Raw genomic sequence first — 24,192 nt, forward strand, 5'->3', positions numbered from 1 at the left:
CCTGGTTCAGGTGCCGGGCCCCTCTCGTCGTACCGGTCTCAGACCCCGGCGATGGCCTCCGCCGCCGCCCGGCCGCAGACCCGTGCGGCGCCGTGCGTGGCGATGTGCAAGGCGCCACGGGGTGCCGCCCGGTTCAGGCCCATCTCCACCACGACCGTGTCGGGACGGGCCGCGAGGAGGCCGTCCAGGGCCTCGGCCATCCACGGGTGCCGGTGGGCATCTCGTACCACCGCGACGATCCGTCGCTCCCCCGCCGCGGCGAGGACCGCGTCCACCGCGGGCTTGTCGTACGCGCCCGTCCCGGTGCCCGGCAGCAGCCGCTCCAGCTCCGCCGCGACGCCCCACGGCGTCTCGTCGCCGACCGCGATGTTGGCGACCGGGGTGAAGGCGGCGACATAGGGAGCGCTGGTCATCGGCGTGTAGGGCCGCTCCCCCGTCGTCGTCCTCAGCGCCCGGCGGGCGGCGACCAGTCCGATCTCGGTGCCGGGCGCGGTCCCCTCCTGCACTGCCGCGCCCGGCCCCGATACAGCCCCCCTGGCCCGGTGCGCCTGGGTCCAGGCCGCCAGGGCGCGTACACGCGCCGCGGCGTCGGCCAGCCGCTCCTCGGGCAGTTCACCGGTCCGTACCGCGTCGACCAGCGCGTCGCGCAGCCGCAGTACGGTGCCCTCGTCGGCCAGCCCGCCGCCGACGCAGATGGCGTCGGCGCCCGCGGCGATCGCGAGGACGGATCCGCGCTCGATGCCGTACGTCGACGCGATGGCCTGCATCTCCATGCCGTCGGTGACGATCAGCCCCTGGAAGCCCAGCTCCTGGCGCAGCAGACCGGTCAGGATCTGCGGGCTCAGGGTCGCCGGACGGTCCGGGTCGAGCGCGGAGAGCAGGATATGCGCGCTCATCACCGCTTGGGTACCCGCGGCGATCGCGGCGCGGAAAGGTACCAGCTCACGGGCGTGCAGTGTGTCCAGATCCACATCGATCCGGGGCAGCGCATGGTGGGAGTCCACGTTGGTGTCGCCGTGCCCGGGGAAGTGCTTGGTGCAGGCGGCGACGCCGACGGCCTGGAGGCCCTCGACGTACGCCACGGTGTGCCGGGCGACCAGTTCGGGGCTCGGGCCGAAGGAGCGGACGCCGATGACGGGGTTCTCGACGTTGGAGTTCACGTCGGCCGAGGGCGCCCAGTTGAGGTCGACCCCGCACGCGGCGAGCCGGCGGCCGAGTTCCTCGGCTACGGCCCGGGTGAGGTGCACGTCGTCGACCGAGCCCAGCGCGTAGTTGCCGGGGAAGGAGGAGCCGTGCCGGACCTCCAGGCGCGTGACGTCGCCGCCCTCCTCGTCGATGGCGACGAGGACGTCGTCCCGCTCGGCCCGCAGCCGGGCGGTGAGCGCGGCGAGCTGCTCGGGAGAGGCGATGTTCCGGCCGAACAGACCGACGGAGGAGAGCCCCTCGCCGATCCTGCGGAGCAGCCAGTCGGGAGCGGTCGTGCCGACGAAGCCGGGCTGGAGGACGGTGAGCGCGTCGCGGGTCAGGGTGTCCGATGCGCTGACGAGAGTGGTCATGAGGCGGCGTTATCCCTTCACCGCGCCGGCCGTCAGGCCGGCGGCCATCTTGCGCTGGACAAGGAGGAAGAGGATCACGATGGGAACGGCCATCATCGTGGAGCCCGCCATCATCGGGGCGTACTCCGTGCCGTTCTTCGTGATGAAGTTGCCGAGCCAGACGGTGGCCGTCTGGTTCTGCTGGCTCATCAGCATCAGGGCGTAGAGGTACTCGTTCCACGCCTGGATGAAGCCGTAGACGGAGGTGGCGACCATGCCCGGGGCGAGCAGCGGGAAGACGACCCGGATGAAGGCGCCGGTGCGGGTGCAGCCGTCGACCTGCGCGGCCTCCTCCAGCTCCTTGGGGATGTTGACGATGAAGCCACGCAGCGTCCACACCGTGAAGGGCAGGATGAAGGTCAGGTAGGTGATGATCAGGCCGGTGATCCTGTCGTACTGGCCCAGGTCGTTGAGCATCAGGAAGACCGGGATGATCATCGCGACGAGCGGGACCATCTGGACGGCGAGGATGCCGACGATCACGATCTTGCGGCCGCGGAAGGCGAAGCGGGAGATGGCGAGCGCCGCCAGCATGCCGACGACGATGCCGATGACGACGACGACCGACGAGACGACGAGGCTGCGGGTGACCGGTCCCCAGAAGTCCGCGATCTCCAGCGCACGCTTGAAGTTCTCCAGCGTGAAGGTGGAGGGGAAGAAGTGCGGGTCGGGGTCGATGGCGTCCTTCGCAGGCTTGAACGCCGTGTTCACCATCCAGTAGACGGGGAAGCCGACGACGACGAAGACGAGGAGCCCGAGCAGGTTCCAGCCGAGCTTGCACGTGCGGCGGCGGGTGACGGCGGGGGCGGCGGTGGTCGTGGTCACTCCACCTCTCCGATCTTGAGCATCTGACGCATGTACACGGCGACCACTCCGAGCAGCAGCAGGACCGTGACGAGCGCGATCGCGGAGCCGGTGCCGTAGTCGTTGACGACGAACGCCTTGTCGAACGAGTACGTGGTGAGCAGCTGGAACTCCGCCTCGGGGTGGCCGTTGCGCATCACGTAGACCTGCGGGAAGACACCCATGTCCCAGATCACCGAGAGCGTCGTCAGCATGACGATGATCGGCTTGAGGATGGGCAGGGTGACGAAGCGGAAGACGCCCCAGGCTCCGGCGCCGTCGAGGCGGGCGGCCTCCTCGAGCTCCTTGGGGACCTGGGTGAGACCGGCGCTCAGGGTGATGACGACGAAGGGCACGGCGCCCCAGACGACGAGCAGCATGATCACGGCGAGACCCTGCGGGCCGCTGGCGAACCAGTTGTGGCCGATCATGTCGACGCCCGGCAGCCTGCTCAGCAGCCAGTTGAGAACGCCGTAGTCGGCGTCGAAGAGCCACTTGAAGATGGCGGTGGCGACGATGATGGGCATGCCCCAGCTCGCCACGAGCACGATGTTGATGAGGGCCTTGACCCAGCCGGAGACCTTCTGGAGCAGCAGCGCGATCATCATGCCGAGGACCATGGTGAGGACGACCGCGCCGGCCGTGAAGAGCACGGTGCGCAGGACGACGGTCCAGAACTCGCCGTCACCGAGGATCTTGGTGAAGTTGGCGAAGCCGGCCGACTCCGCCTCCTGGAAGCCCCAGAGCTGCGGCTGTCCGAAGTGCTGGAAGGAGAGGGTGACCAGGCGCAGGAGCGGATAGCCGAGCACCAGGAGCAGGACGAGCAGGCACGGCGCGAGCAGGAGCCAGGGGACTCCGCCTCCGCCGTTGGTGGGCTTCTTCCCCGGCTTCGGGGCACCGGCCCCCGGGCCGGCTGGTGGCGATTGCCGCACCGGCGGCACCTTCGCGGTGGTTGTGTCTGCGGCACTCATCCCGTGCTCCTCAGCGATCCCTCTCGTGGTACGGGAAGCAGGGCCCCGTCGCGGTGACGGGGCCCTGCCCATAGGTCACTTGGTGTTGATGACCTTGTCGATCGCGGCGTCCGCGTCCTTGGCGGCGGCCTCGACCGACTTCTTGCCGTTGGCGATGTCGATCAGCATCGTCTTGAGGATCTGGGCCTTCTCGACCTGGCCCCAGCCCGGAGCGGTCGGGACGAACCAGCTGGACTCGGCGGCCGTGGCCGCGACCGTGGTGGCCGGGTCGGCCTTCAGCGGGGCGAGCGCGGTCTTGTTGTTGGGCAGGTTGCCCTTGCCGACGAGGCCCTTCTGGCCCTCGGTGCCGGTGTAGGCGTTGATCCACTCGGCCGCGAGGCCCTGCGCCTTGGACTTGACCGGGATGGCCAGGTCGGAGCCGCCGAGGAAGACCGGGAGGTTCTTGCCGGACGGGCCGGGCATCACGAAGTTCTCGAGCTTGTCCTTGAGCCCGCCGACCTTGTCGCTCTTCGGGTCGGCCGCGGTGGCGCCTTCCCACGCGGCGGCGAAGATCGTGGCGGAGTTGCCCTGGCCGAAGACGACCGGGCGGTCCGCCTCGTCCTTGGTCTTGTCGCCGTGCATGTACTTGTCGACGATCGTCTTGTACTCGTTGAGGCCCTTGACGGACTCCGGCGAGGACAGGTTCGCCTTCCAGGTCTCGCCGTCCTGCTTGGCGATCGAGCCACCGGCGTCGAAGACGAAGGACATCGCGGCGTACCAGTCGGGCGACGGCTGGTACCAGGCGCTGAACTTGTCGCCCTTCTTCTTCTGGATGGCGTCGAGCGCGGCGGTCAGCTCGGCCCAGGTCTTCGGGGCCGCCTTGACGCCCGCCTCGGCGGCGACGTCCTTGCGCCACGTGCCGATACGGCCACCGGCGTAGTAGGGGACACCGTAGGTCTTGCCGTTGTAGGTGACCGAGTCCTTGAGGGCGTCCAGCCACTGGCCCGAGTTGTCGAACTTCGAGGCGTCGACCTCGGCGAAGGCACCCTTCGCCATGTAGCTGATCATCTCGGAGTTGCCCATCTCGACAACGTCCGGGGCCTTGTCCGTGGCGAGCACCGCGTCGAGCTTGGTGTTCTTGTCCGGCCAGCCGTAGTACTCGTGCTTGATCTTGACGCCCGGGTGCTTCTTGGTCACCGCGTCGTCGGCGGCCTTGACCAGCTCGGGCCAGTTGTTCTGGGCGTCGACCGTCAGCCAGACGGTGAGCTCCTTGGCGTCGCCGCCGGCGTTGTCCCCGCTCTTGTCGGAACCGCACGCAGCGATGCTGACCATGATGCCCGCGACGCCGATCGCCGCGATGAGCTTGCGCTTCACGCCACCCTCCTCAGGGATGCCTGCAACCCCCCCACCGCGCGAAGACATACGTCGAGTAGTGCTCGTGGGGCTGGGACCTGGTCTTTAATGGTTTAGACCAGTACCCGGAGCTTGGCCTAGACCTTTAGGGGTGTCAAGGGTGTATAAGAAGGGCAGTCGCGTCCGTTATCGGACCGACACCTGAGGGAGGGCGACGACCCGTGACCGGTCCGTGCCACCATGTGAGCCGCGACAGACGGAGGAGCCGGTGACGGCAGCAGCACAGGAGTCGGGAAGGCAGGCCATGGCCACGGACGCGGGCAGTAACGAGAAGGACAGCGGGGTCACCACCCGTACCGCGCGCGTGCCCAAGTACTACCGACTGAAGCGGCACTTGCTCGACATGACGGAGACCCTGCCGCCCGGCACACCGGTCCCGCCGGAGCGCACGCTCGCCGCCGAGTTCGACACCTCGCGCACCACCGTGCGCCAGGCACTGCAGGAGCTGGTCGTCGAGGGCCGGCTGGAACGGATCCAGGGCAAGGGCACCTTCGTGGCCAAGCCCAAGGTGTCCCAGGCACTCCAGCTCACCTCGTACACCGAGGACATGCGGGCGCAGGGCCTGGAGCCCACCTCGCAACTGCTCGACATCGGATACGTCACCGCCGACGACACACTCGCCGGCCTGCTCGACATCTCGCCCGGCGGGCGCGTCCTGCGGATCGAGCGGCTGCGACTCGCGAGCGGCGAACCGATGGCGATCGAGACCACGCACCTGTCGGCCAAGCGCTTCCCGGCGCTGCGCCGTTCACTGGTGAAGTACACCTCGCTCTACACGGCGCTCGCCGAGGTGTACGACGTGCATCTCGCCGAGGCCGAGGAGACCATCGAGACCTCCCTCGCCACCCCGCGCGAGGCCGGCCTGCTCGGTACGGACGTCGGCCTGCCGATGCTGATGCTCTCCCGCCACTCGCTGGACGCCCAGGGCGAGCCCGTGGAATGGGTCCGCTCGGTCTACCGCGGCGACCGATACAAGTTCGTTGCGCGACTCAAGCGACCCAACGGCTGACAAAAGGCCCCACAGCGTCCGTCCGTTATCCGGACGGGGGTTCCATGGAGCGGAACCGTCCCCTAGATTTCCTGCGCATTACACAGGTGATCAGCGAGGGGACGGTTCCGTCGTATGTCGGAAGAAACGCAGGGAAGACAACCAACCGTCACACCCGTGCGGGTCGTGGTGGCGCTCTGCCTCATCGCGCCGTTCGTGGCGATGCTCTGGGTGAGCTCGTACGCCAAGGTCGAGCCGACCTTCGTCGGCATCCCGTTCTTCTACTGGTACCAGATGGCCTGGGTCGTGATCTCGACCGCGCTCACCATGGTCGCCTACCAGCTGTGGCAGCGTGACCAGCGCGCCCGCAAGGGAGGTGCGTCGAAGTGACGGACGGCGTGAACGGCGTCGCACTCGCCGTCTTCATCTTCTTCTTCCTGGCCGTCACGGTCATGGGCTTCCTCGCCTCGCGCTGGCGCAAGGCCGAGAACGAGAACAGCCTCGACGAATGGGGCCTGGGCGGCCGCTCGTTCGGCACCTGGGTGACCTGGTTCCTGCTCGGCGGCGACCTCTACACCGCGTACACCTTCGTCGCCGTCCCGGCGGCCATCTACGCGGCGGGCGCGGCGGGCTTCTTCGCCGTCCCGTACACGATCCTCGTGTACCCGCTGATCTTCACCTTCCTGCCCCGCCTCTGGTCGGTGTCGCACAAGCACGGCTACGTCACCACCTCCGACTTCGTCCGCGGACGCTTCGGCTCCAAGGGTCTGTCGCTGGCGGTCGCCGTCACCGGCATCCTCGCCACCATGCCGTACATCGCGCTCCAGCTGGTCGGCATCCAGGCCGTCCTGGACGTGATGGGCGTGGGCGGCGGCGAGAACACGCACTGGTTCATCAAGGACCTGCCGCTGCTCATCGCCTTCGGTGTCCTCGCGGCGTACACCTACTCCTCGGGTCTGCGCGCCCCGGCGCTCATCGCCTTCGTCAAGGACACGCTGATCTACATCGTCATAGCGGTGGCGATCATCTACATCCCGATCAAGCTCGGCGGCTTCGACGAGATCTTCGCCAAGGCCGGCGAGGCGTACGCGACGATCAACCCGGCGACCGACAAGCCGCGCGGCGCGCTGGTGCCGGGCGAGATGGGCCAGTGGGGCTACGCGACGCTGGCGCTCGGCTCGGCGCTCGCGCTCTTCATGTACCCGCACTCCATCACGGCGACGCTCTCCTCGCGCAGCCGTGACGTGATCCGCCGCAACACCACGATCCTGCCGCTGTACTCGCTGATGCTGGGCCTGCTCGCGCTGCTCGGCTTCATGGCGATCGCCGCCGGCGTGAAGGTGACGAACGGCCAGCTCGCCATCCCGCAGCTGTTCGAGAACATGTTCCCGGACTGGTTCGCGGGCGTCGCCTTCGCCGCCATCGGCATCGGCGCCCTGGTGCCCGCCGCGATCATGTCGATCGCCGCCGCGAACCTCTTCACCCGCAACATCTACAAGGACTTCCTGAAGCCGGACGCCACTCCGGAGCAGGAGACCAAGGTGTCCAAGCTGGTGTCGCTCCTGGTGAAGGTCGGGGCACTGGCCTTCGTCCTCACCATGGACAAGACCGTGGCGATCAACTTCCAGCTGCTGGGCGGCATCTGGATCCTGCAGACCCTCCCGGCGCTGGTCGGCGGTCTGTTCACCCGCTGGTTCCACCGCTGGGCGCTGCTCGCCGGCTGGGCCGTCGGCATGGTCTACGGCACGGCGGCGGCGTACGGCGTGGCCAGCCCGACCCAGAAGCACTTCGGCGGCTCGTCCGCCGAGATCCCGGGCATCGGCGAGATCGGCTACATCGGCCTCACCGCCTTCGTGATCAACGTCGTCGTCACCGTCGTCCTGACCTTCGTCCTGAAGGCCGTGAAGGCGCCGGAGGGCGTCGACGAGACCTCGCCGTCGGACTACACGGCGGACGCGGGCGACCCGGGCGTCCAGACCGAGCTGCCCAAGGTCGGTGCCCCCACGCACTGACGCCGAGCTCGCACGGACATCGAGTTCGCACGGACATCGAGTTCGCACCGACACCGAGAAGCACGCGCGGGGCCCGGGATTCCGAACGGAACTCCCGGGCCCTTCGCCGTACCCGGGGCGGACTGCCGGAATGGCCCCTCTGACGCGCCAACGACACAACATGTGGGGGGTGCTTCGGGGAGCGCCCCCCACATGTATGCTCATCCTCGCTGTCCTCGCAGGGGAATCCGGTGGAAATCCGGAACTGTCCCGCAACGGTGTGGTTTCGACGTGCTTGTACGCCGACCGAGTCCGAAGACCTGTGGACAGCGCGCCCGGTCCGTCCGTTCCGGGTGCCACAGACGTCCGGGCCTCGCGGAGTGGGCCGTGGCGCGGCGCTGCCCTGCGTACGGGCGCCCGCCGCCCGCCTCCCCCGCCGGCCCCGAGCCGAGCGAGGGAGAGCCCCCACGTGACCATCGCGCCCGCCGATCCGGCCGCAGCGATCGAGAGCGACGGTAACGAGAGCGACGGACCCGGGACCGTGCTTCTGCGGACCCTGACCGACCTCACCGCCGACCTCCCCGACACCGACCCCGGCAAGGTCGCCGCCGCCGCGCTGCGCGGCCGCAACGCCGGTTCGGACGAGGCCGAGCTGCGCGAGCTGGCCACGGAGGCGGCCGCCGGTCTGATCGCCGAGGACCCCGCGTACTCCCGGCTCGCCGCCCGGCTCCTGACGATCACCATCGCCGACGAGGCGGCCGGCCAGGGCGCCGTCACCTTCTCCGCCTCGGTCGCCGTCGGGCACCACGAGGGCCTGATCGCCGACCGCACGGCCGCGTTCGTCGCCCTGCACGCCGAGCGGCTCGACACGCTGATCGACGCCGCGGCCGACGACCGCTTCGGCTACTTCGGTCTGCGCACCCTCTACTCGCGCTATCTGCTGCGCCATCCGATCACCCGCAAGGTGATCGAGACCCCGCAGCACTTCATGCTGCGCGTCGCCTCCGGCCTCGCCGAGGACGACAGCGTCCGCGCGCTGGACGAGGTCGCTGCGCTGTACGGGCTGATGAGCCGGCTCGACTACCTGCCCTCCTCCCCCACGCTCTTCAACTCCGGCACCCGCCACCCGCAGATGTCCTCCTGCTATCTGCTGGACTCCCCGCTGGACGAGCTGGACTCGATCTACGACCGCTACCACCAGGTCGCGCGCCTGTCGAAGCACGCGGGCGGCATCGGGCTCTCGTACTCCCGTATCCGCGCCCGCGGTTCGCTGATCCGGGGCACCAACGGGCACTCCAACGGCATCGTGCCGTTCCTGAAGACGCTGGACGCCTCGGTGGCCGCCGTGAACCAGGGCGGCCGGCGCAAGGGCGCGGCCGCGGTCTACCTGGAGACCTGGCACGCGGACATCGAGGAGTTCCTGGAGCTGCGCGACAACACCGGTGAGGACGCCCGGCGTACGCACAACCTCAACCTCGCGCACTGGATCCCCGACGAGTTCATGCGCCGCGTCAACGCCGACGCCGAGTGGTCGCTGTTCTCCCCGGCCGACGTGCCCGAACTGGTCGACCTGTGGGGCGACGAGTTCGACGCCGCGTACCGCAAGGCCGAGGCGTCGGGCCTGGCCCGCAAGACCATGCCCGCCCGCGACCTGTACGGCCGGATGATGCGGACCCTGGCGCAGACCGGCAACGGCTGGATGACCTTCAAGGACGCCTCGAACCGCACGGCCAACCAGACCGCCGAGCCGGGCCACACGGTCCACTCCTCCAACCTCTGCACGGAGATCCTGGAGGTCACGGACGACGGCGAGACGGCGGTCTGCAACCTGGGCTCGGTCAACCTCGGCGCGTTCGTGGACACGGCCACCGGGGACATCGACTGGGAGCGGCTCGACGCCACCGTCCGTACGGCCGTCACGTTCCTCGACCGGGTCGTGGACATCAACTTCTACCCGACCGAGCAGGCCGGCCGCTCCAACGCCCGCTGGCGCCCGGTGGGCCTGGGCGCGATGGGCCTCCAGGACGTCTTCTTCCAGCTGAAGCTGCCCTTCGACTCGGCGGAGGCGCGCGCGCTGTCCACCCGTATCGCCGAGCGGATCATGCTGGCGGCGTACGAGGCCTCGGCCGACCTGGCCGAGCGCAACGGCCCGCTCCCGGCCTGGGAGAAGACCCGCACGGCCCGCGGTGTGCTCCACCCCGACCACTACGACGTCGAACTGAACTGGCCCGAGCGCTGGTCGGCGCTGCGCGAGCGGATCGCCGCGGTCGGCATGCGCAACAGCCTGCTCCTCGCCATCGCGCCGACGGCGACCATCGCCTCGATCGCGGGCGTGTACGAGTGCATCGAGCCGCAGGTCTCCAACCTCTTCAAGCGCGAGACGCTCTCCGGCGAGTTCCTCCAGGTCAACTCGTACCTGGTCGACGAGCTGAAGAGGCTCGGCGTGTGGGACGCGCAGACCCGTGAGGCGCTGCGCGAGTCCAACGGCTCGGTGGCCGGCTTCACCTGGGTCCCGGCCGAGGTGCGCGAGCTGTACCGGACGGCGTGGGAGATCCCGCAGCGCGGCCTGATCGACATGGCGGCGGCCCGTACGCCGTTCCTCGACCAGAGCCAGTCCCTGAACCTCTTCCTCGAGACCCCCACCATCGGCAAGCTCTCGTCGATGTACGCGTACGCCTGGAAGCAGGGCCTGAAGACGACGTACTACCTGCGCTCCCGCCCGGCGACCCGGATCGCCCGCGCGGCCCAGGCGTCGACCGTGGCCGCCGCCCCGATCCCCGTGCAGGCGACTCCTGAAGAGGCCATCGCCTGCTCCCTCGAAAACCCCGAGTCCTGCGAGGCCTGCCAGTAATGAGTACCGAGAACAAGAACCTCCTCGACCCGGGCTTCGAGCTGACCCTGCGTCCGATGCGCTACCCGGACTTCTACGAGCGCTACCGGGACGCGATCAAGAACACCTGGACGGTGGAGGAGGTCGACCTCCACTCGGACGTCGCCGACCTCGCCAAGCTGACGCCGGGTGAGCAGCACATGATCGGCCGGCTGGTCGCGTTCTTCGCGACGGGCGACTCGATCGTGGCGAACAACCTCGTGCTGACGCTGTACAAGCACATCAACTCCCCCGAGGCGCGGCTGTACCTCTCGCGCCAGCTGTTCGAGGAGGCCGTGCACGTCCAGTTCTATCTGACGCTGCTCGACACCTACCTCCCCGACCCGGAGGACCGTGCCGCCGCGTTCGCGGCCGTCGAGAACATCCCCTCCATCCGCGAGAAGGCGCAGTTCTGCTTCAAGTGGATGGACTCGGTCGAGAAGATCGACCGCCTGGAGACCCAGGCCGACCGCCGCCGCTTCCTGCTGAACCTGATCTGCTTCGCCGCGTGCATCGAGGGCCTGTTCTTCTACGGCGCCTTCGCGTACGTGTACTGGTTCCGGTCCCGCGGCCTGCTGCACGGTCTGGCGACCGGCACCAACTGGGTCTTCCGCGACGAGACGATGCACATGAACTTCGCCTTCGAGGTCGTGGACACCGTCCGCAAGGAGGAGCCCGAGCTCTTCGACGACGCGCTGCAGCAGCAGGTCACCGACATGCTGAAGGAGGCCGTCGAGGCGGAGCTGCAGTTCGGCCGTGACCTGTGCGGCGACGGCCTGCCGGGCATGAACACGGAGTCGATGCGCGAGTACCTCCAGTGCGTCGCCGACCAGCGCCTCCAGCGCCTGGGCTTCGCCCCGGTCTACGGCTCCGAGAACCCGTTCGCGTTCATGGAGCTCCAGGGCGTCCAGGAGCTGACGAACTTCTTCGAGCGCCGGCCGTCCGCCTACCAGGTGGCGGTCGAGGGCTCGGTGGACCTGGACGAGGACTTCTAGTCCCTTCGCGTTCCAGGGAGTACGCGACGAAGGGCCCCGCTCCGGGGGAGGGGGCCCTTCGTCGTGTGCGAGAACGAGATCAGTCGTTCGGGACGGTCTCGTAGCGCGGGGTCCCCTCGGCCATCTGGCGGAGGGCTTCCTTGCGCTCGCGCTTGGAGAGCTTGTCGATGTACAGGAAGCCGTGCAGGTGGTCCGTCTCGTGCTGGAGGCAGCGGGCGAAGTAGCCGGTGCCGCGGACCTTGATCGGGTTGCCCTGGGCGTCCTGGCCGTGGACCTCGGCGTAGTCCGGGCGGGCCAGCGAGGCGTAGGCGGTCGGGACCGACAGGCAGCCCTCGTTGGAGTCGTCCAGAACACGACGGTCCGCCGGCAGGTCCTGGAGCACCGGGTTGACGACGACGCCGGTGTGCCGCACGCCCTCGTCGTCGGGGCAGTCGTAGACGAAGACCTTGAGGTCCACACCGATCTGGTTCGCGGCCAGGCCCACGCCCTCGGCCGCCTTCTGGCTGGCGAACATGTCGTCGATCAGCGCCGCGAGCTTGTCGTCGAACTCGGTGACGTCCTTGCACTCCCGGTGGAGCACCGGGTTGCCGACGACCGTGATCGGGCGCGCCGTGCCGCGCTCGCGGTGCGCGAGCTCACGCGCCTCGCAGTCCTCCGTGTCGACGACGAACCCGTCGTTGATCTGCTCGTCAGTCTCCTGCTGCGCCATTCCGCCGCACGCCTTCCTCAGAACCCCAGTCGATGGTCCCGTACAGCCTAAGGGCACGGTCCGGAGAGGGTCAGCAGACCTCTTCGAGATCCCGCCACTCACGGCTGTCGGGGCTGTCCGCCACCCAGCCGTCGAGGAGCCCGCGGACCAGGCCGACGGGCGCGGCGATACCGCACTCCCGTTCGGGGACCCAGAGCTCGCCGGGCGAGCGGTGGCCGAGGGGGCCGGGGTGGCCCGGTTCGCTGTGGTCGTGGGGGTCGAGGTGCTCGCCCTCGCCCTCGGCGCTGGGCATGGTCGACTCGGAGCAGGCGCGACAGAGCAGCCGGACCGACGAGGACCAGTCCTCGGCGGCGAATCCGGCGTCGGCGGCGAGCTGCTCCAGGGCGTCGCGGTCGGCCTCGGTGGCGGCCTCCAGGAGGACGACCCAGGTGGGGACGGGCGACGGGGCCCAGAGCTCGATCTCGTCGAAGACGGGGTACGAGGGGCCGGCGGTGGTGGTGCGCTCGCCGTTGGGCACGCCGTCGTGGAGGACGACCTCGCCCCAGCGCCGGCCGGAGGACGGCAGCGGGATGGAGAGCACCTCGATGCGGGCCGGATCGAGCCTGCGGCCCCACACGACCTCGGCCTCGCCCTCCGGGGAGAGCCGGACGGCGGCGCTGCCCAGCTCCATGCCGGCGGGCTCACCGGTGCCGGCGGAGGCTCCGGGCACCTTCAGCCCGTACGCCTGCCAGGCACGGCGGGCCAGCGGCCAGTCCTGGAGCGCGGTGGCCGCGATGCCGACGTTCCACCAGTCGGGGGCGCCGGTCTCCTTGTCGAGGAGCGCGACGGCGCGCAGTCCTGCGGCCCGTGCCTGCTCCCAGTCGTGCCGGAACTTGTGCAGCAGCGCCAGGTTGAACCAGGACTCCGAGAGCCAGGGCTCCAGATCCGCCGCGCGCGTCAGCAGCGCGCCCGCGTCCTCGTACCGGCCGTCGCCGATCAGCGTGAACGCGCGGTCGGTGGCCTGCCGCCACGAGGCGGAGGGCCGATGCCGTACCTTCCCGAAGATCCTCACGATTCCCGCCTGCCGGTCGCTTCACCCTCTTGTTCGCATCCAACCATGCCCGGTTGGACGCGCGCTCATTACCCATGGGTTACCCAGGTGGGACGGGGGCGATGCTCCCCTTCACCCCGCCCCTTGCCAGGACTCTCGCGAGGGATTCCACGACCTCGGGATGGTGGTCGCGGGCGGTGGACAGCCGCAGCCGTTCGAGAGCGGTGAGCGCCCCGCCGGCGCTGTCGCCCGCGAGGTCGTCGTAGGCGTTGACGGTGCGGACGATCCGGGCGGGCAGCGGTTGGTCGCGGTACGGATCGGCCTGCCGTTCCACGACGACGGCCACGGCCGCGGGGACGCCGGTCTGACGGACGACCGCGCCGCCCAGGAGCGCGATCCGGCGCTGTTCCTCGGCCGGGAGGAGGGCCGTGGCCCCCTCGGGGACGGGGTCGACGAGGGAGAGCTGGCCGATGTCGTGCATGAGCGCCGCGTACTCCAGGACGGTCAGCTCGGACCCGGAGAGTCCCAGCTCGCGCCCGACGGCGCCACTGAGCGCGGCGACGCGGTGGGCGTGGCCGGGCGGGGTGCAGCCGGCGATCTCGGTGGCGCGGGCGAGGGAGGCGATGGTCTGCCGGTTGGTGGTGCGCACGGCGGCGTACCGCCGGAACGAGACCTGGGTGAGCAGCAGCGGTACGCAGAAGACGGGCAGCGCCCAGAGCCCCGCGACGGCCACGCCGAGGGCCATGACGGCGCCGGTGGCGCAGACCGCGGAGCCGATGCCCAGCAGGGCCCGTACCTCTTCGCGCAGGAGGGGGCCGAACGGGAGGGGGGCGCTCCCCCTGGCTGCGCCGGGGGCTCCCCCACCCGTGCGCCTGGCGCGACGGGGGAGGGTGCGGGCGCGGAGCATCAGGGCGCCGAGCACGGCGTCGCACAGGGCGGTGAGGACGAGGAGAAGCAGCAGGTAGAGGGCGTAGGAGGGGCCCTGGCCGAGGTAGTGGGTGACGGCGCCGGAGTTGTAGAGCGGCTGGAAGCAGAGGGCGGCGAAGCCGACGGTGAGGATGCGCCGTGCGAGGTGGTCCAGTTCGGGGCCCTTGCCGCGGGCGATGTGCGGGACGATCCCGGCGAGCCCGCCCGCGACGGCGACGGCGACGATCTGGAGGACGCCGTGGGTGGTGGTGCTGCCCCCGTTCTCGCCGAGCATGGCGTACGCGAGGGCTCCCGCGGCGGCGAGCGGCGCGGGCTCCCTCTCCCCGGGCGGGGCGCCCCAGCGGGCGAGCTCGCCGAAGGCGATGAGGACGCCGAAGGCGAGGGCGTTGCCGGGCTCGTCGACCCCGTACCAGAGGGTGGCGGCGAACCCGGCGACGGTCAGGGCGAGCGCCGCCCCGTAGACCGTGCCGACGGTGACGGCCCCCGGCCTCACGGCGGGCCTCACGCCGTGCCCTGGGGGCGGGCGAGGGGCGGCTCGGGGGCGGTGTCGCGCCGCGCGACCGGCCTCGGCGTCGGAACCACCGGAGCCTCCGGAGCAACCGTGCCCGGGGGAGGGGGCTCGTCCGCCGTGACCCCGGTCTGCCAGCCGTGGCGGTCGAGGGCCCGCACCAGCGCCCGCACCATCCGCGGGTCGAAGTGCGTGCCCGCGCACCGCTCCAGCTCCGCCACGGCCTTCTCCACCGGCCGGGCCCTGCTGTACGACCGGGTCGACGTCATCGCGTCGAAGGCGTCGGCGACCGCCACCACCCGGGCGAACTCGGGAATCTGGCCGCCCCTGAGCCCGTACGGGTAGCCGCTGCCGTCCATCTTCTCGTGGTGGTGCAGGATCGCCGCCCGTGCCTCGCCCAGGAAGCCGATTCCCCGGATCATCTCGTGTCCGTACTCCGGGTGCAGTTCGATGATGCGGCGCTCCTCCGGGGTCAGCGGCCCGTCCTTCCTGAGGACCCGGGTGGGTACGCCGAGCTTCCCGACGTCGTGCAGGATCCCCGCGAAGCGGAGGATCTCCAGGCGCTCCTCCTCCATCCCGAGCTCACGGGCGATCAGCACGGAGGCGCGGCCGACGCGTTCGCTGTGCCCCCGGGTGTACGTGTCCTTGATGTCGACGGCCTGGACCAGGGCGCGGATCGTGGCCTGGTGCGCGGCGCGTTCGCGGTGGTACTGGGCGAAGACCCAGCAGGAGATGTACATCGGCAGCAGGACGAAGAGCGCGGCGACGGGTCCGTACGTGCTGCGCCACAGCACCGCCATCATCAGCCCGGCGAGGCCGTGCACCGCGTGCGGGGCGAGGGCCCGCAGGAACAGGCCGCGCCAGGCGGTGCGTGCTGCGAGGCCCTCGGCCGTCCACCGGATCCCGCCGTCGAGGGCGGTCAGGACCAGACAGAAGGTGAGCACGGCGACCCCGGCCGGCAGCAGGACGTACGGGAAGTCGGGGGTGTGCGCTCCGTGCCCGAGGACCTCTTCGCAGCTCAGGACGGTGGCGACGAGCGCGGCGGCCCAGACGGCGAGGACGAGCTGACCGGCCCGCCACACCCGACGCACCCCCGCCGGCCGCTGCTCGACGCGGGCGAGCAGCGCTCCGGGCAGCGCGGTGAGCGCGGCGGCGGAGGGCGGCAGGAGCAGGGCCGAGGTGAGCAGGACGGGAAAGAAGGAGCCGGCACCCATGGGCACGGAGCCGCCCAGGGCGCGGCCGAGCAGCGGGCAGCGGCCGGGCAGCTCGCACACGGCGTACAGGCCGGCGACGAGCGCGACGGTGCCCCACGGGGTCTGTGCGCCGGGGCGCAGGGCGGGCAGGCCGCACGCGGCGGCGCCGAGGAGGGCGCAACCGATGTACACCCGTGCCGCTCGCGGAATCGCCATCACGCCCATCACGCCTGTCACGCTAGCGAGTTGGGCGGCGGCTTCGGGCGGTCGGCAGCCGATTCGCACCATCGGGTGATACAAGCTGATGTATGCATGACGGCTGATATACGCACGCGAGCCGATGGACGCGTGAAAGGCCGCCGCGATCACCTCGCGGCGGCCTTTCACGCAGGATCGGCGGTCACTCCTGGGCGGTCGCCGTGATGTCCTGCTCGGGCACCAGCTGGCCCGAGCGGATGAGGTCGATCCGGCCCATCACCTTGGCCCGCAGATCGGTGGGCACGTCGTCACTGCCGCAGCAGCGCTTGACGAGCTTCTTCACCGCCTGCTCCAGGCCGTACTTCTCCAGGCACGGGGAGCACTCCTCGAAGTGCACCTCGAACTTGGTGCAGTCACTGTCGGGCATCTCATGGTCGAGGAACTCGTAGAGATGATCCAGGACCTCTGAGCAATCCGTCTCGTGCGGCTCTCCGCAGCTCATGAGCCCGAGCCTTTCAGATCGTTCGACGACTCTCCGGCGCCCGCGGGAACGAGCCCGCGGTCGCGAGCGTAGTCCTCGAGCATGCCGCGCAACTGGCGGCGGCCCCGGTGCAGTCGGGACATCACCGTACCGATGGGTGTACCCATGATGTCCGCGATCTCCTTGTACGCAAAGCCCTCTACATCCGCGAGGTAGACCGCGATGCGGAATTCCTCGGGGATCGCCTGAAGTGCTTCCTTCACGTCGGAGTCCGGCAGGTGGTCGAGGGCCTGTGACTCGGCGGACCGCAGCCCGGTCGACATGTGCGACTCGGCGCGGGCGAGCTGCCAGTCCTCGATCTCCTCAGCAGCGCTGCGCTGGGGCTCACGCTGCTTCTTGCGGTACGAGTTGATGAAGGTGTTGGTGAGGATGCGGTACAGCCACGCCTTCAGATTCGTACCCTCGCGGAACTGGTGGAACGAGCCGTACGCCTTGGCATACGTCTCCTGCACCAGGTCCTCGGCGTCTGCGGGGTTGCGCGTCATGCGCAGCGCGGCGGAGTACATCTGGTCGAGGTATCCGAGGGCGTCCCGCTCGAAGCGCGCGTTGCGCTCCTCGGTCGTCTCCTCGGGGCCGTCGTCGGTCCCTGTGTCGGTCCCAGTGACCGGACCCACCTCCTCCAGCGCTGCGGCGAACCCGAATGCGGACCCGCTCGATTCGGAGGATAGACGAGGAACCGCTCCGCCCGCCGCCCGAATAGGGGCCGTCTTGGGCGCGGGCAGCACTGTCCAGTCGAGGTCAGCGGCCTGCGCGCGCTCGGGGCAGATGGTCGAACCCATGCGACGGACTCCCTCTTCCTTGCTCTCACACCGACATGGGTCACAACCGTGGTCGACTGCTCCACATTCCCGCTCGCGTGCTCAGGATTCCCGGAGTGACGCGAGCCACGCGGTGACTTCCTCGACGATCAGACCGAGGGTCTGTTCCGGTGTGACGGGGGCGCGTTTGGCGACGGCGAAGCCGTGATCGCCGTACGGCACCTCGACGAATCCGTACCGCCCTTCGGGGAACTCCGCGGGCTTGCCGAAGGCGTCGTTGCCGCCCTGGACGACGAGCGTGGGCAGGCCCGTCCCGAGCAGTTCGTCGGCCCGGGACTTCTCCGGCTTGCCCGGCGGGTGCAGCGGGAAGCTCAGCGCGAGCACGGCGGTGGCGCCGAGCTCCTTCCCGGTCCGGCAGGCGACCCGGGCGCCCGCGCTGCGGCCCCCGGCGATCACGGGGAGGCCGGGCGCGGCGAGGGCGGGCCAGATCCCGCGCCACCCGGTGTCCAGGGTCTTCGGCGCGGGCGCCACCTTCTTCCCGGCGACCCGCCATGGCTGCTCGACGAGCGCCACGCTCACCCCGTGCGCGGGCAGCGCCCCGGCCAGGGCCTGGAGGTCCCGCGCCTCGATCCCACCGCCGGCCCCATGGCCGAGGGCCAGGACCGCCCACGGCTTCCTGCCGGGGTGCCAGGTGATCCGGGCGTCCCCGGCGTCGGTCGATACGTTCTCGCTCTTGGTCACGCGACCATCCTGCCGCGCGGGGCCGTCCGGGGCGGCGCTCAGAACAGCGTGCCGACCTCCGGGCCCTCCAGTTCCTTCAGGAGTTCCGGGCCGTTGTTGCGGACGTTGCTGACGGCCGTGGCCACCGGGTACGCCCGCATGAGGCCCTCCGGCGGGGCCGCCAGCAGCCCCCGCAGCTCCTCCACGTCCGTGCGGCGCGGGTCCAGCCACGCGTCCCAGCGGTCCGGGGTCAGCATCAGCGGCATCCGGGGGTGGATGTCCGCGAGCGAGCGGGGGCCTTCCGCCGGGGACACGCCCAGCGGCCCCGTCTCCGCCTCCGTGGTGATCACGGAGCAGGTCACCCACCAGGCCGACGGGTGGTCGTCCGGCAGCGTGCGGTCGCGCCAGAACTCGTAGAGTCCGGCCATCGCGAAGACCGAGCCGTCCGCCGGGGTCACGAAGTACGGCTGCTTCCGCGGCCGCTTCTTCTTCCCCTCGACCTCCAGGTCCCGCTCCCCCGAGCCGGTCACCCATTCGTAATAGCCGTCGGCCGGCAGGATGCAGCGCCGCGCGGAGAAGGCCCGCTTGAACGACGGCTTCTCGGCGACCGTCTCCGCCCGGGCGTTGATCATCCTGGCCGCGCCCTCCGGCGTCTTCGACCAGGACGGCACCAGGCCCCACTTCAGTCTCCGCAGCTGGCGAACCGGCCGCGGTGAATCCGCGTCCTTCAGAGGGCGTTCCAGAACCGCGTAGACCTCCTTGGTCGGGGCCACGTTCCAGTCGGGAGCCAGGGTCTCCTCGGGCTCCCACTTCTCGACCTCGAAGGCACCCACCAGGTCCTCGGGCCGACGACTCGCTGCATACCGTCCGCACATACGTGCCACACTGCCACGATCCCCGACCCCGCTGAGGAGCCGATCCAGAAAATGAACGAAGTCCTCGGCACGCAGCCCGCCCCGGAAGAGTGGCTGGTGATCGTCACCGGCGTGGCAGCCCTCCTCGTCACCGTCCCCCGCGCGATATGGCGGCTGTCCCGCAACGCCATCACCATCGCCCACGAGGGCGGCCACGGTCTGATCGCCCTCGTCACCGGCCGTCGGCTCGAGTCCATCCGGCTCCACTCGGACACCAGCGGGCTCACCGTCTCCCGCGGCCGCCCGACCGGCCTCGGCATGATCCTCACCGCTGCCGCCGGCTACACCGCCGCCCCGCTGCTCGGACTCGGCGGCGCCTGGCTGCTCGCCGACCACCGGATCACGCTCCTGCTCTGGCTGGCGACGGCGCTCCTGCTCGCCATGCTCGTGATGGTCCGCAACGCGTACGGGATCTTCACCGTGCTCCTCACGGGCGCCGCGTTCGTCCTGGTCTCCTGGCTGACGGGCCCGGACGTGCAGTCGGCGTTCGCGTACTCCTTCGTCTGGTTCCTGCTCGTCGGCGGGGTCCGGCCGGTCTTCGAACTCCAGCGCAAGAGGCGCCACGGAGGGGCGCCGGACTCGGACGCCGACCAGCTCGCCCGACTCACCCATGTGCACCCGGTGCTCTGGCTCTTCCTCTTCCACGCCGTGTCGATCTGTTCCCTGCTCGGCGGAGGGCGCTGGCTGCTGGGGCTGTAGTCGGTGCGGTCCCCACTAAAGTGAGGGCATGACCGATACCTCCTCGCACGCCGACCTGCAGACCGACCCCTGGCCCGCCCCGTACGCGAGCGGTCCCGTCGACGCGACCGTCACCGTGCCCGGATCGAAGTCGGTCACCAACCGTGGCCTGGTCCTCGCGGCGCTCGCCGCCGAGCCGGGCTGGCTGCGCCGCCCGCTGCGCTCCCGCGACACGCTCCTGATGGCCGAGGCGCTGCGCACGCTCGGCGTGAAGATCGAGGAGGGCGTGGGCCCGGACGGTACGGGCGAGGCGTGGCGGATCATCCCCGCCGGGCTGCGCGGCCCGGCGACCGTGGACGTCGGCAACGCCGGTACGGTCATGCGCTTCCTGCCGCCGGTCGCGGCCCTCGCCGACGGCCCGGTGCACTTCGACGGCGACGCCCGTTCCCACGAGCGTCCGCTGAACGGCGTGATCGACGCGCTGCGCGTGCTCGGCGCCCGGATCGACGACGACGGGCGCGGCGCGCTGCCGATGACGGTGCACGGCGGCGGGGCGCTCGACGGCGGCCCGGTGGAGATCGACGCCTCCTCGTCCTCGCAGTTCGTGAGCGCCCTGCTGCTCTCCGCGCCCCGCTTCAACCAGGGCGTGGAGGTACGGCACGTCGGCGCGAACCTGCCCTCCCTCCCCCACATCCGGATGACCGTCGACATGCTCCGTCTGGTCGGCGCGCAGGTCGACGAGCCGGAGACCGGTGGCGAGCCGAACGTCTGGCGGGTCTCTCCCTCCGCCCTGCTCGGCCGGGACCTGACCGTCGAGCCCGACCTGTCCAACGCCCAGCCGTTCCTGGCCGCGGCCCTGGTCACCGGTGGCCGGGTCACGGTCCCGGACTGGCCGGCCCGGACCACTCAGCCCGGTGACGCGCTGCGCGAGATCTTCACCGAGATGGGTGGCTCCTGCGAGCTGACCGAGGCGGGCCTCACCTTCACCGGCACGGGCCGGATCCACGGCATCGACGTCGACCTGAGCGAGGTCGGCGAGCTGACGCCCGGCATCGCGGCGGTCGCGGCGCTGGCCGACTCCCCCTCCACGCTGCGCGGCGTCGCCCATCTGCGGCTCCACGAGACGGACCGCCTGGCGGCCCTGACCAAGGAGATCAACGAGCTCGGCGGCGACGTGACGGAGACCGAGGACGGTCTGCACATCCGTCCGCGCCCGCTGCACGGCGGGGTCTTCCACACGTACCACGACCACCGCATGGCGACGGCCGGCGCGATCATCGGCCTCGCGGTCGAGGGCGTGGAGATCGAGAACGTGGCGACGACCGCCAAGACCTTGCCCGACTTCCCCAGGATGTGGACCGAAATGCTCGGAGTCTGAGGCATGCGGCGTTACGGGAAGCACACCGACGAGGACGACATCCGCCAGCGGCCCAACCGCAAGGGCAACCGTCCCCGCACCAACATCCGCCCGAAGCACGAGGACGCGGTCGAGGGCATGGTCCTCACCGTGGACCGGGGCCGGCTGACGTGTCTCGTCGACGACCGGGTCGTCCTGGCGATGAAGGCGCGCGAGCTGGGCCGCAAGGCCGCCGTCGTCGGCGACCGGGTCTCCCTCGTGGGCGATCTGTCCGGCGAGAAGGACACGCTGGCCCGGATCGTCCGGATCGGTGAGCGCAGCTCCGTACTCCGCCGTACGGCCGACGACGACGATCCTTTCGAGCGCGTCGTCGTCGCCAACGCCGACCAGCTGGCGATCGTCACCGCGCTCGCCGACCCCGAGCCCCGCCCGCGGCTGATCGACCGCTGTCTGGTCGCCGCGTACGACGGCGGGCTCTCCCCGCTCCTCGTCCTGACGAAGTCGGACCTGGCGCCGCCGGACGAGCTCCTGGAGATGTACGGCGCGCTCGGCGTGCCGCACGTGGTCACCACGCGCGACGAGTTCGTGGACGGGGTCGCCGCCGAGCGGGTGCACGAGCACCTCAAGGGGCGGACCACGGCGTTCGTCGGGCATTCCGGTGTCGGCAAGACGACCCTGGTCAACGCGCTGGTCCCGGCGGACCGGCGGCGGACCACGGGTGTGGTCAACGCGGTCACGGGCCGCGGCCGGCACACCACCACCTCGGCGCTCGCCCTGCCGCTCAACGACAAGGAGGGCGGCTGGGTGATCGACACCCCGGGCGTGCGGTCCTTCGGTCTGAACCACGTCGATCCGTCCCGGGTGATCCTCGCCTTCCCCGATCTCGTGCCCGGCACCGAGAACTGTCCGCGGGCCTGCAGCCACGACGAGCCGGACTGCGCGCTGGACACGTGGGTGGCCGAGGGCCATGCCGACCCGGCGCGGCTGCATTCGCTGCGGCGGCTTCTCTCCACCCGGGAGCGACGCGAAGGCGACTGAGTCGCGCACGTTTGCGGTCGGCTGCTGCTGGTAAGTGCATAATCGCACCAAGTGCGACGAAGCAGTCACCGACGGCGTGGGAGGCACTGACGATGGCGTGGCTGCTGGTGGTGGTCGCGGGGCTCCTCGAGACGGGCTTCGCGGTCTGCCTGAAGCTCTCGCACGGGTTCACCCGGTTCTGGCCGACGGTCGCCTTCGCGTGTTTCGCCCTCGGCAGCTTCGGTCTGCTGACGCTCGCCCTGCGCAAGCTGGACGTGGGTCCCGCGTACGCCGTGTGGACCGGCATCGGCGCGGCCGGGACGGCGATCTACGGAATGATCTTCCTCGGCGACCTGGTGTCGACCCTGAAGATCGTCTCGATCACGCTGGTGATCGTCGGCGTCATCGGCCTCCAGCTCTCCGGTTCGACCCACTGACCGTCCGCCGCCGACGGTCCGGGGGCGACGACGTACGACAGCGCGAGGCGCAGGACGACCTCGCACGATCGCAGCACCTCACCGTCGTCCCGCCCCAGCGCGCTCGCGGCCCGGTCCCGTGCGAGTCCCAGCAGGTCCGCGGGCGAGGGCACCCCGGCATCGGCGCGCCGCTGAGCGGGGACGGCGGAGGCGCGGGCTCCGGGCCGCGCCGGGCGGGGCGTGGGGAGCCGCTCGCCCCAGCAGCCGGTGAGCAGCGCGCGCAGCACCGGACGGGCGACGGCCTCGGCGACGGTCCACTCGGCGACGGCGGCGAGGTTCCGCGCGGGCGGGACGGGTCGGGCGAGGACCTGGTCCACACCATGGAGGTAGGCGTCGGCCTCGCGCCGTACCAGCGCGCGGGCCAGACCCTCCTTGCTGCCGAACTCGTTGTAGAGGGTCTGCCGCGAGACACCCGCGGCGGAGGCGACGTCGACCATCCGGACCGCGGACCAGGGCAGCCCCGCGAGGGCCGCCAGCGCGGCGTCCAACAGGGCCTCACGGGCAGTAGGCATCGTCGCCTCCCGGCCAGAACGGTTCTGCGCTCAGAGTTGACGGGCGGCCACGCACTGTCAAGGGCATCCGTCGGCCCACGTCCCTTCGAGGGATAGAGTTTCGACCATGGCCGATTACCACGATGATCTGCGTCTCGCCCATGTCCTCGCGGATGCCGCCGATGCGGCCACCATGGACCGGTTCAAGGCGCTCGACCTGAAAGTCGAGACCAAGCCGGACATGACGCCGGTCAGCGAGGCGGACAAGGCCGCCGAGGAGCTGATCCGCGGCCAGCTCCAGCGGGCACGGCCGCGTGACGCGATCCTCGGCGAGGAGTACGGCGTGGAGGGCACGGGCCCGCGCCGCTGGGTGATCGACCCGATCGACGGCACCAAGAACTATGTGCGCGGTGTGCCCGTCTGGGCGACCCTGATCGCGCTGATGGAGGCCGGCGACACCGGTTTCCAGCCGGTGGTGGGCGTGGTCTCGGCGCCGGCGCTCGGCCGGCGCTGGTGGGCCGCGAAGGGCGCGGGCGCGTACACGGGCCGCAGCCTGACCTCGGCGACCCGGATCCAGGTCTCGCAGGTCTCCGAGCTCGCCGACGCCTCCTTCGCGTACTCCTCGTTGAGCGGCTGGGAGGAGCGGGGCCGCCTCGACGGCTTCCTCGACCTCACGCGCGCGTGCTGGCGGACGCGGGCGTACGGCGACTTCTGGCCGTACATGATGGTCGCCGAGGGCTCGGTGGACGTCTGCGCCGAGCCGGAGCTGTCCCTCTGGGACATGGCGGCGACGGCGATCGTCGTCCAGGAGGCGGGCGGCACGTTCACCGGTCTCGACGGCCGGCACGGTCCGCACAGCGGCAACGCGGCGGCGTCGAACGGCCTGCTCCACGGCGAACTGCTGAGCTATCTGAACCAGAAGAGCTGACGCGCCCCCCTGCGGGCGCCTCGCGCGCCCCCTTGTTGAGTCCCGCCCCCGATGCCACTCTGAGAGTCCCCCCACTTGTGAACTTGTGAAACCGTTCTCGTTG

Annotated in this window: 23 protein-coding genes and 1 riboswitch; of the genes, 10 read left to right on the forward strand and 13 right to left on the reverse strand. The window is 70.6% G+C overall.

Annotated elements, in window-relative coordinates:
- Window positions 1-38 precede the first annotated feature (38 nt).
- From ABZ939_RS08165 to ABZ939_RS08180, 4 genes are all read right to left on the reverse strand, one after another.
- Window positions 39-1,556 (reverse strand): glycoside hydrolase family 3 N-terminal domain-containing protein, encoded by a 1,518-nt coding sequence (locus ABZ939_RS08165; RefSeq protein ID WP_361850582.1) that lies wholly within the window; start codon window positions 1,554-1,556, stop codon window positions 39-41.
- Between the two features lie 9 nt (window positions 1,557-1,565).
- Window positions 1,566-2,420 carry a carbohydrate ABC transporter permease gene (locus ABZ939_RS08170; RefSeq protein ID WP_361850584.1) on the reverse strand — a complete coding sequence of 285 codons (855 nt, stop codon included), beginning with the start codon at window positions 2,418-2,420 and terminating at the stop codon, window positions 1,566-1,568.
- Entirely contained in the window at window positions 2,417-3,409 is a 993-nt protein-coding gene (locus tag ABZ939_RS08175; protein ID WP_361850586.1) for a sugar ABC transporter permease, read from the reverse strand. The genes ABZ939_RS08170 and ABZ939_RS08175 overlap by 4 nt, the downstream gene beginning before the upstream one ends.
- A gap of 75 nt (window positions 3,410-3,484) precedes the next feature.
- On the reverse strand, window positions 3,485-4,762 hold the full coding sequence (locus ABZ939_RS08180) for an extracellular solute-binding protein (RefSeq protein WP_361850588.1): 1,278 nt from the start codon (window positions 4,760-4,762) through the stop codon (window positions 3,485-3,487).
- A gap of 283 nt (window positions 4,763-5,045) precedes the next feature.
- Here ABZ939_RS08180 and ABZ939_RS08185 point away from each other — a divergent pair, with 283 nt between their 5' ends.
- The 5 genes from ABZ939_RS08185 (at window position 5,046) to ABZ939_RS08205 (ending at window position 11,644) form a co-directional block, all read left to right on the forward strand.
- Window positions 5,046-5,810, forward strand: coding sequence for a GntR family transcriptional regulator (locus ABZ939_RS08185; RefSeq protein ID WP_361850722.1), 765 nt, complete (start codon window positions 5,046-5,048; stop codon window positions 5,808-5,810).
- A gap of 114 nt (window positions 5,811-5,924) precedes the next feature.
- On the forward strand, window positions 5,925-6,179 hold the full coding sequence (locus tag ABZ939_RS08190) for a DUF3311 domain-containing protein (RefSeq protein WP_361850590.1): 255 nt from the start codon (window positions 5,925-5,927) through the stop codon (window positions 6,177-6,179).
- On the forward strand, window positions 6,176-7,801 hold the full coding sequence (gene mctP, locus ABZ939_RS08195) for a monocarboxylate uptake permease MctP (RefSeq protein WP_361850592.1): 1,626 nt from the start codon (window positions 6,176-6,178) through the stop codon (window positions 7,799-7,801). The genes ABZ939_RS08190 and mctP overlap by 4 nt, the downstream gene beginning before the upstream one ends.
- Window positions 7,802-8,022: 221 nt before the next feature.
- Window positions 8,023-8,101: riboswitch (cobalamin riboswitch) on the forward strand.
- A 148-nt stretch (window positions 8,102-8,249) separates the two neighbouring features.
- Window positions 8,250-10,631: a ribonucleoside-diphosphate reductase subunit alpha gene (locus tag ABZ939_RS08200; RefSeq protein ID WP_361850594.1), complete on the forward strand. Its 2,382-nt coding sequence runs from the start codon at window positions 8,250-8,252 to the stop codon at window positions 10,629-10,631.
- Window positions 10,631-11,644, forward strand: coding sequence for a ribonucleotide-diphosphate reductase subunit beta (locus ABZ939_RS08205; protein ID WP_361850596.1), 1,014 nt, complete (start codon window positions 10,631-10,633; stop codon window positions 11,642-11,644). The genes ABZ939_RS08200 and ABZ939_RS08205 overlap by 1 nt, the downstream gene beginning before the upstream one ends.
- Window positions 11,645-11,723: 79 nt before the next feature.
- On the opposite strand, the gene def is transcribed toward ABZ939_RS08205, so the two are convergent.
- The 8 genes from def to ABZ939_RS08245 form a co-directional block, all read right to left on the reverse strand.
- Window positions 11,724-12,353, reverse strand: coding sequence for a peptide deformylase (gene def, locus ABZ939_RS08210; RefSeq protein WP_361850598.1), 630 nt, complete (start codon window positions 12,351-12,353; stop codon window positions 11,724-11,726).
- Window positions 12,354-12,423: 70 nt separating this feature from the next.
- Window positions 12,424-13,404, reverse strand: coding sequence for a hypothetical protein (locus tag ABZ939_RS08215; protein ID WP_215065589.1), 981 nt, complete (start codon window positions 13,402-13,404; stop codon window positions 12,424-12,426).
- A 79-nt stretch (window positions 13,405-13,483) separates the two neighbouring features.
- Window positions 13,484-14,815: a metal-dependent phosphohydrolase gene (locus tag ABZ939_RS08220; protein ID WP_361850600.1), complete on the reverse strand. Its 1,332-nt coding sequence runs from the start codon at window positions 14,813-14,815 to the stop codon at window positions 13,484-13,486.
- A complete protein-coding gene (locus ABZ939_RS08225; RefSeq protein WP_361850724.1) occupies window positions 14,812-16,236 on the reverse strand; it encodes an HD-GYP domain-containing protein in 1,425 nt (474 codons plus the stop codon). Before ABZ939_RS08225 ends, ABZ939_RS08220 begins: the two co-directional genes overlap by 4 nt.
- Before the next feature lie 175 nt (window positions 16,237-16,411).
- Window positions 16,412-16,711 carry a mycothiol system anti-sigma-R factor gene (rsrA, locus tag ABZ939_RS08230; RefSeq protein WP_361850602.1) on the reverse strand — a complete coding sequence of 100 codons (300 nt, stop codon included), beginning with the start codon at window positions 16,709-16,711 and terminating at the stop codon, window positions 16,412-16,414.
- Complete coding sequence (locus ABZ939_RS08235; RefSeq protein WP_030207302.1) at window positions 16,708-17,364, reverse strand: sigma-70 family RNA polymerase sigma factor; 657 nt, start codon at window positions 17,362-17,364, stop codon at window positions 16,708-16,710. Before ABZ939_RS08235 ends, rsrA begins: the two co-directional genes overlap by 4 nt.
- Window positions 17,365-17,610: 246 nt before the next feature.
- Window positions 17,611-18,249 (reverse strand): alpha/beta family hydrolase, encoded by a 639-nt coding sequence (locus ABZ939_RS08240; RefSeq protein ID WP_361850604.1) that lies wholly within the window; start codon window positions 18,247-18,249, stop codon window positions 17,611-17,613.
- A gap of 38 nt (window positions 18,250-18,287) precedes the next feature.
- Window positions 18,288-19,103: an SOS response-associated peptidase gene (locus ABZ939_RS08245; protein ID WP_361850606.1), complete on the reverse strand. Its 816-nt coding sequence runs from the start codon at window positions 19,101-19,103 to the stop codon at window positions 18,288-18,290.
- Window positions 19,104-19,154: 51 nt separating this feature from the next.
- On the opposite strand from ABZ939_RS08245, the gene ABZ939_RS08250 reads away from it, so the two are divergent.
- From ABZ939_RS08250 to ABZ939_RS08265, 4 genes are all read left to right on the forward strand, one after another.
- Complete coding sequence (locus tag ABZ939_RS08250) at window positions 19,155-19,841, forward strand: M50 family metallopeptidase (RefSeq protein WP_361850608.1); 687 nt, start codon at window positions 19,155-19,157, stop codon at window positions 19,839-19,841.
- A gap of 28 nt (window positions 19,842-19,869) precedes the next feature.
- Entirely contained in the window at window positions 19,870-21,198 is a 1,329-nt protein-coding gene (aroA, locus tag ABZ939_RS08255) for a 3-phosphoshikimate 1-carboxyvinyltransferase (protein ID WP_361850610.1), read from the forward strand.
- Between the two features lie 3 nt (window positions 21,199-21,201).
- Window positions 21,202-22,215: a ribosome small subunit-dependent GTPase A gene (rsgA, locus tag ABZ939_RS08260; RefSeq protein ID WP_361850612.1), complete on the forward strand. Its 1,014-nt coding sequence runs from the start codon at window positions 21,202-21,204 to the stop codon at window positions 22,213-22,215.
- A 92-nt stretch (window positions 22,216-22,307) separates the two neighbouring features.
- Window positions 22,308-22,631 carry a multidrug efflux SMR transporter gene (locus ABZ939_RS08265; RefSeq protein ID WP_361850614.1) on the forward strand — a complete coding sequence of 108 codons (324 nt, stop codon included), beginning with the start codon at window positions 22,308-22,310 and terminating at the stop codon, window positions 22,629-22,631.
- Here ABZ939_RS08265 and ABZ939_RS08270 read toward each other — a convergent pair.
- Window positions 22,523-23,182 (reverse strand): TetR/AcrR family transcriptional regulator, encoded by a 660-nt coding sequence (locus ABZ939_RS08270; protein WP_361850616.1) that lies wholly within the window; start codon window positions 23,180-23,182, stop codon window positions 22,523-22,525. The genes ABZ939_RS08265 and ABZ939_RS08270 overlap by 109 nt on opposite strands.
- Before the next feature lie 106 nt (window positions 23,183-23,288).
- Here ABZ939_RS08270 and hisN point away from each other — a divergent pair, with 106 nt between their 5' ends.
- Window positions 23,289-24,089 (forward strand): histidinol-phosphatase, encoded by an 801-nt coding sequence (gene hisN / locus ABZ939_RS08275; RefSeq protein ID WP_361850618.1) that lies wholly within the window; start codon window positions 23,289-23,291, stop codon window positions 24,087-24,089.
- The last annotated feature ends 103 nt before the right edge of the window (window positions 24,090-24,192 follow it).

Origin of the sequence: Streptomyces sp. NPDC046712, from assembly GCF_040645695.1 — a bacterium.
Taxonomy (GTDB): domain Bacteria; phylum Actinomycetota; class Actinomycetes; order Streptomycetales; family Streptomycetaceae; genus Streptomyces.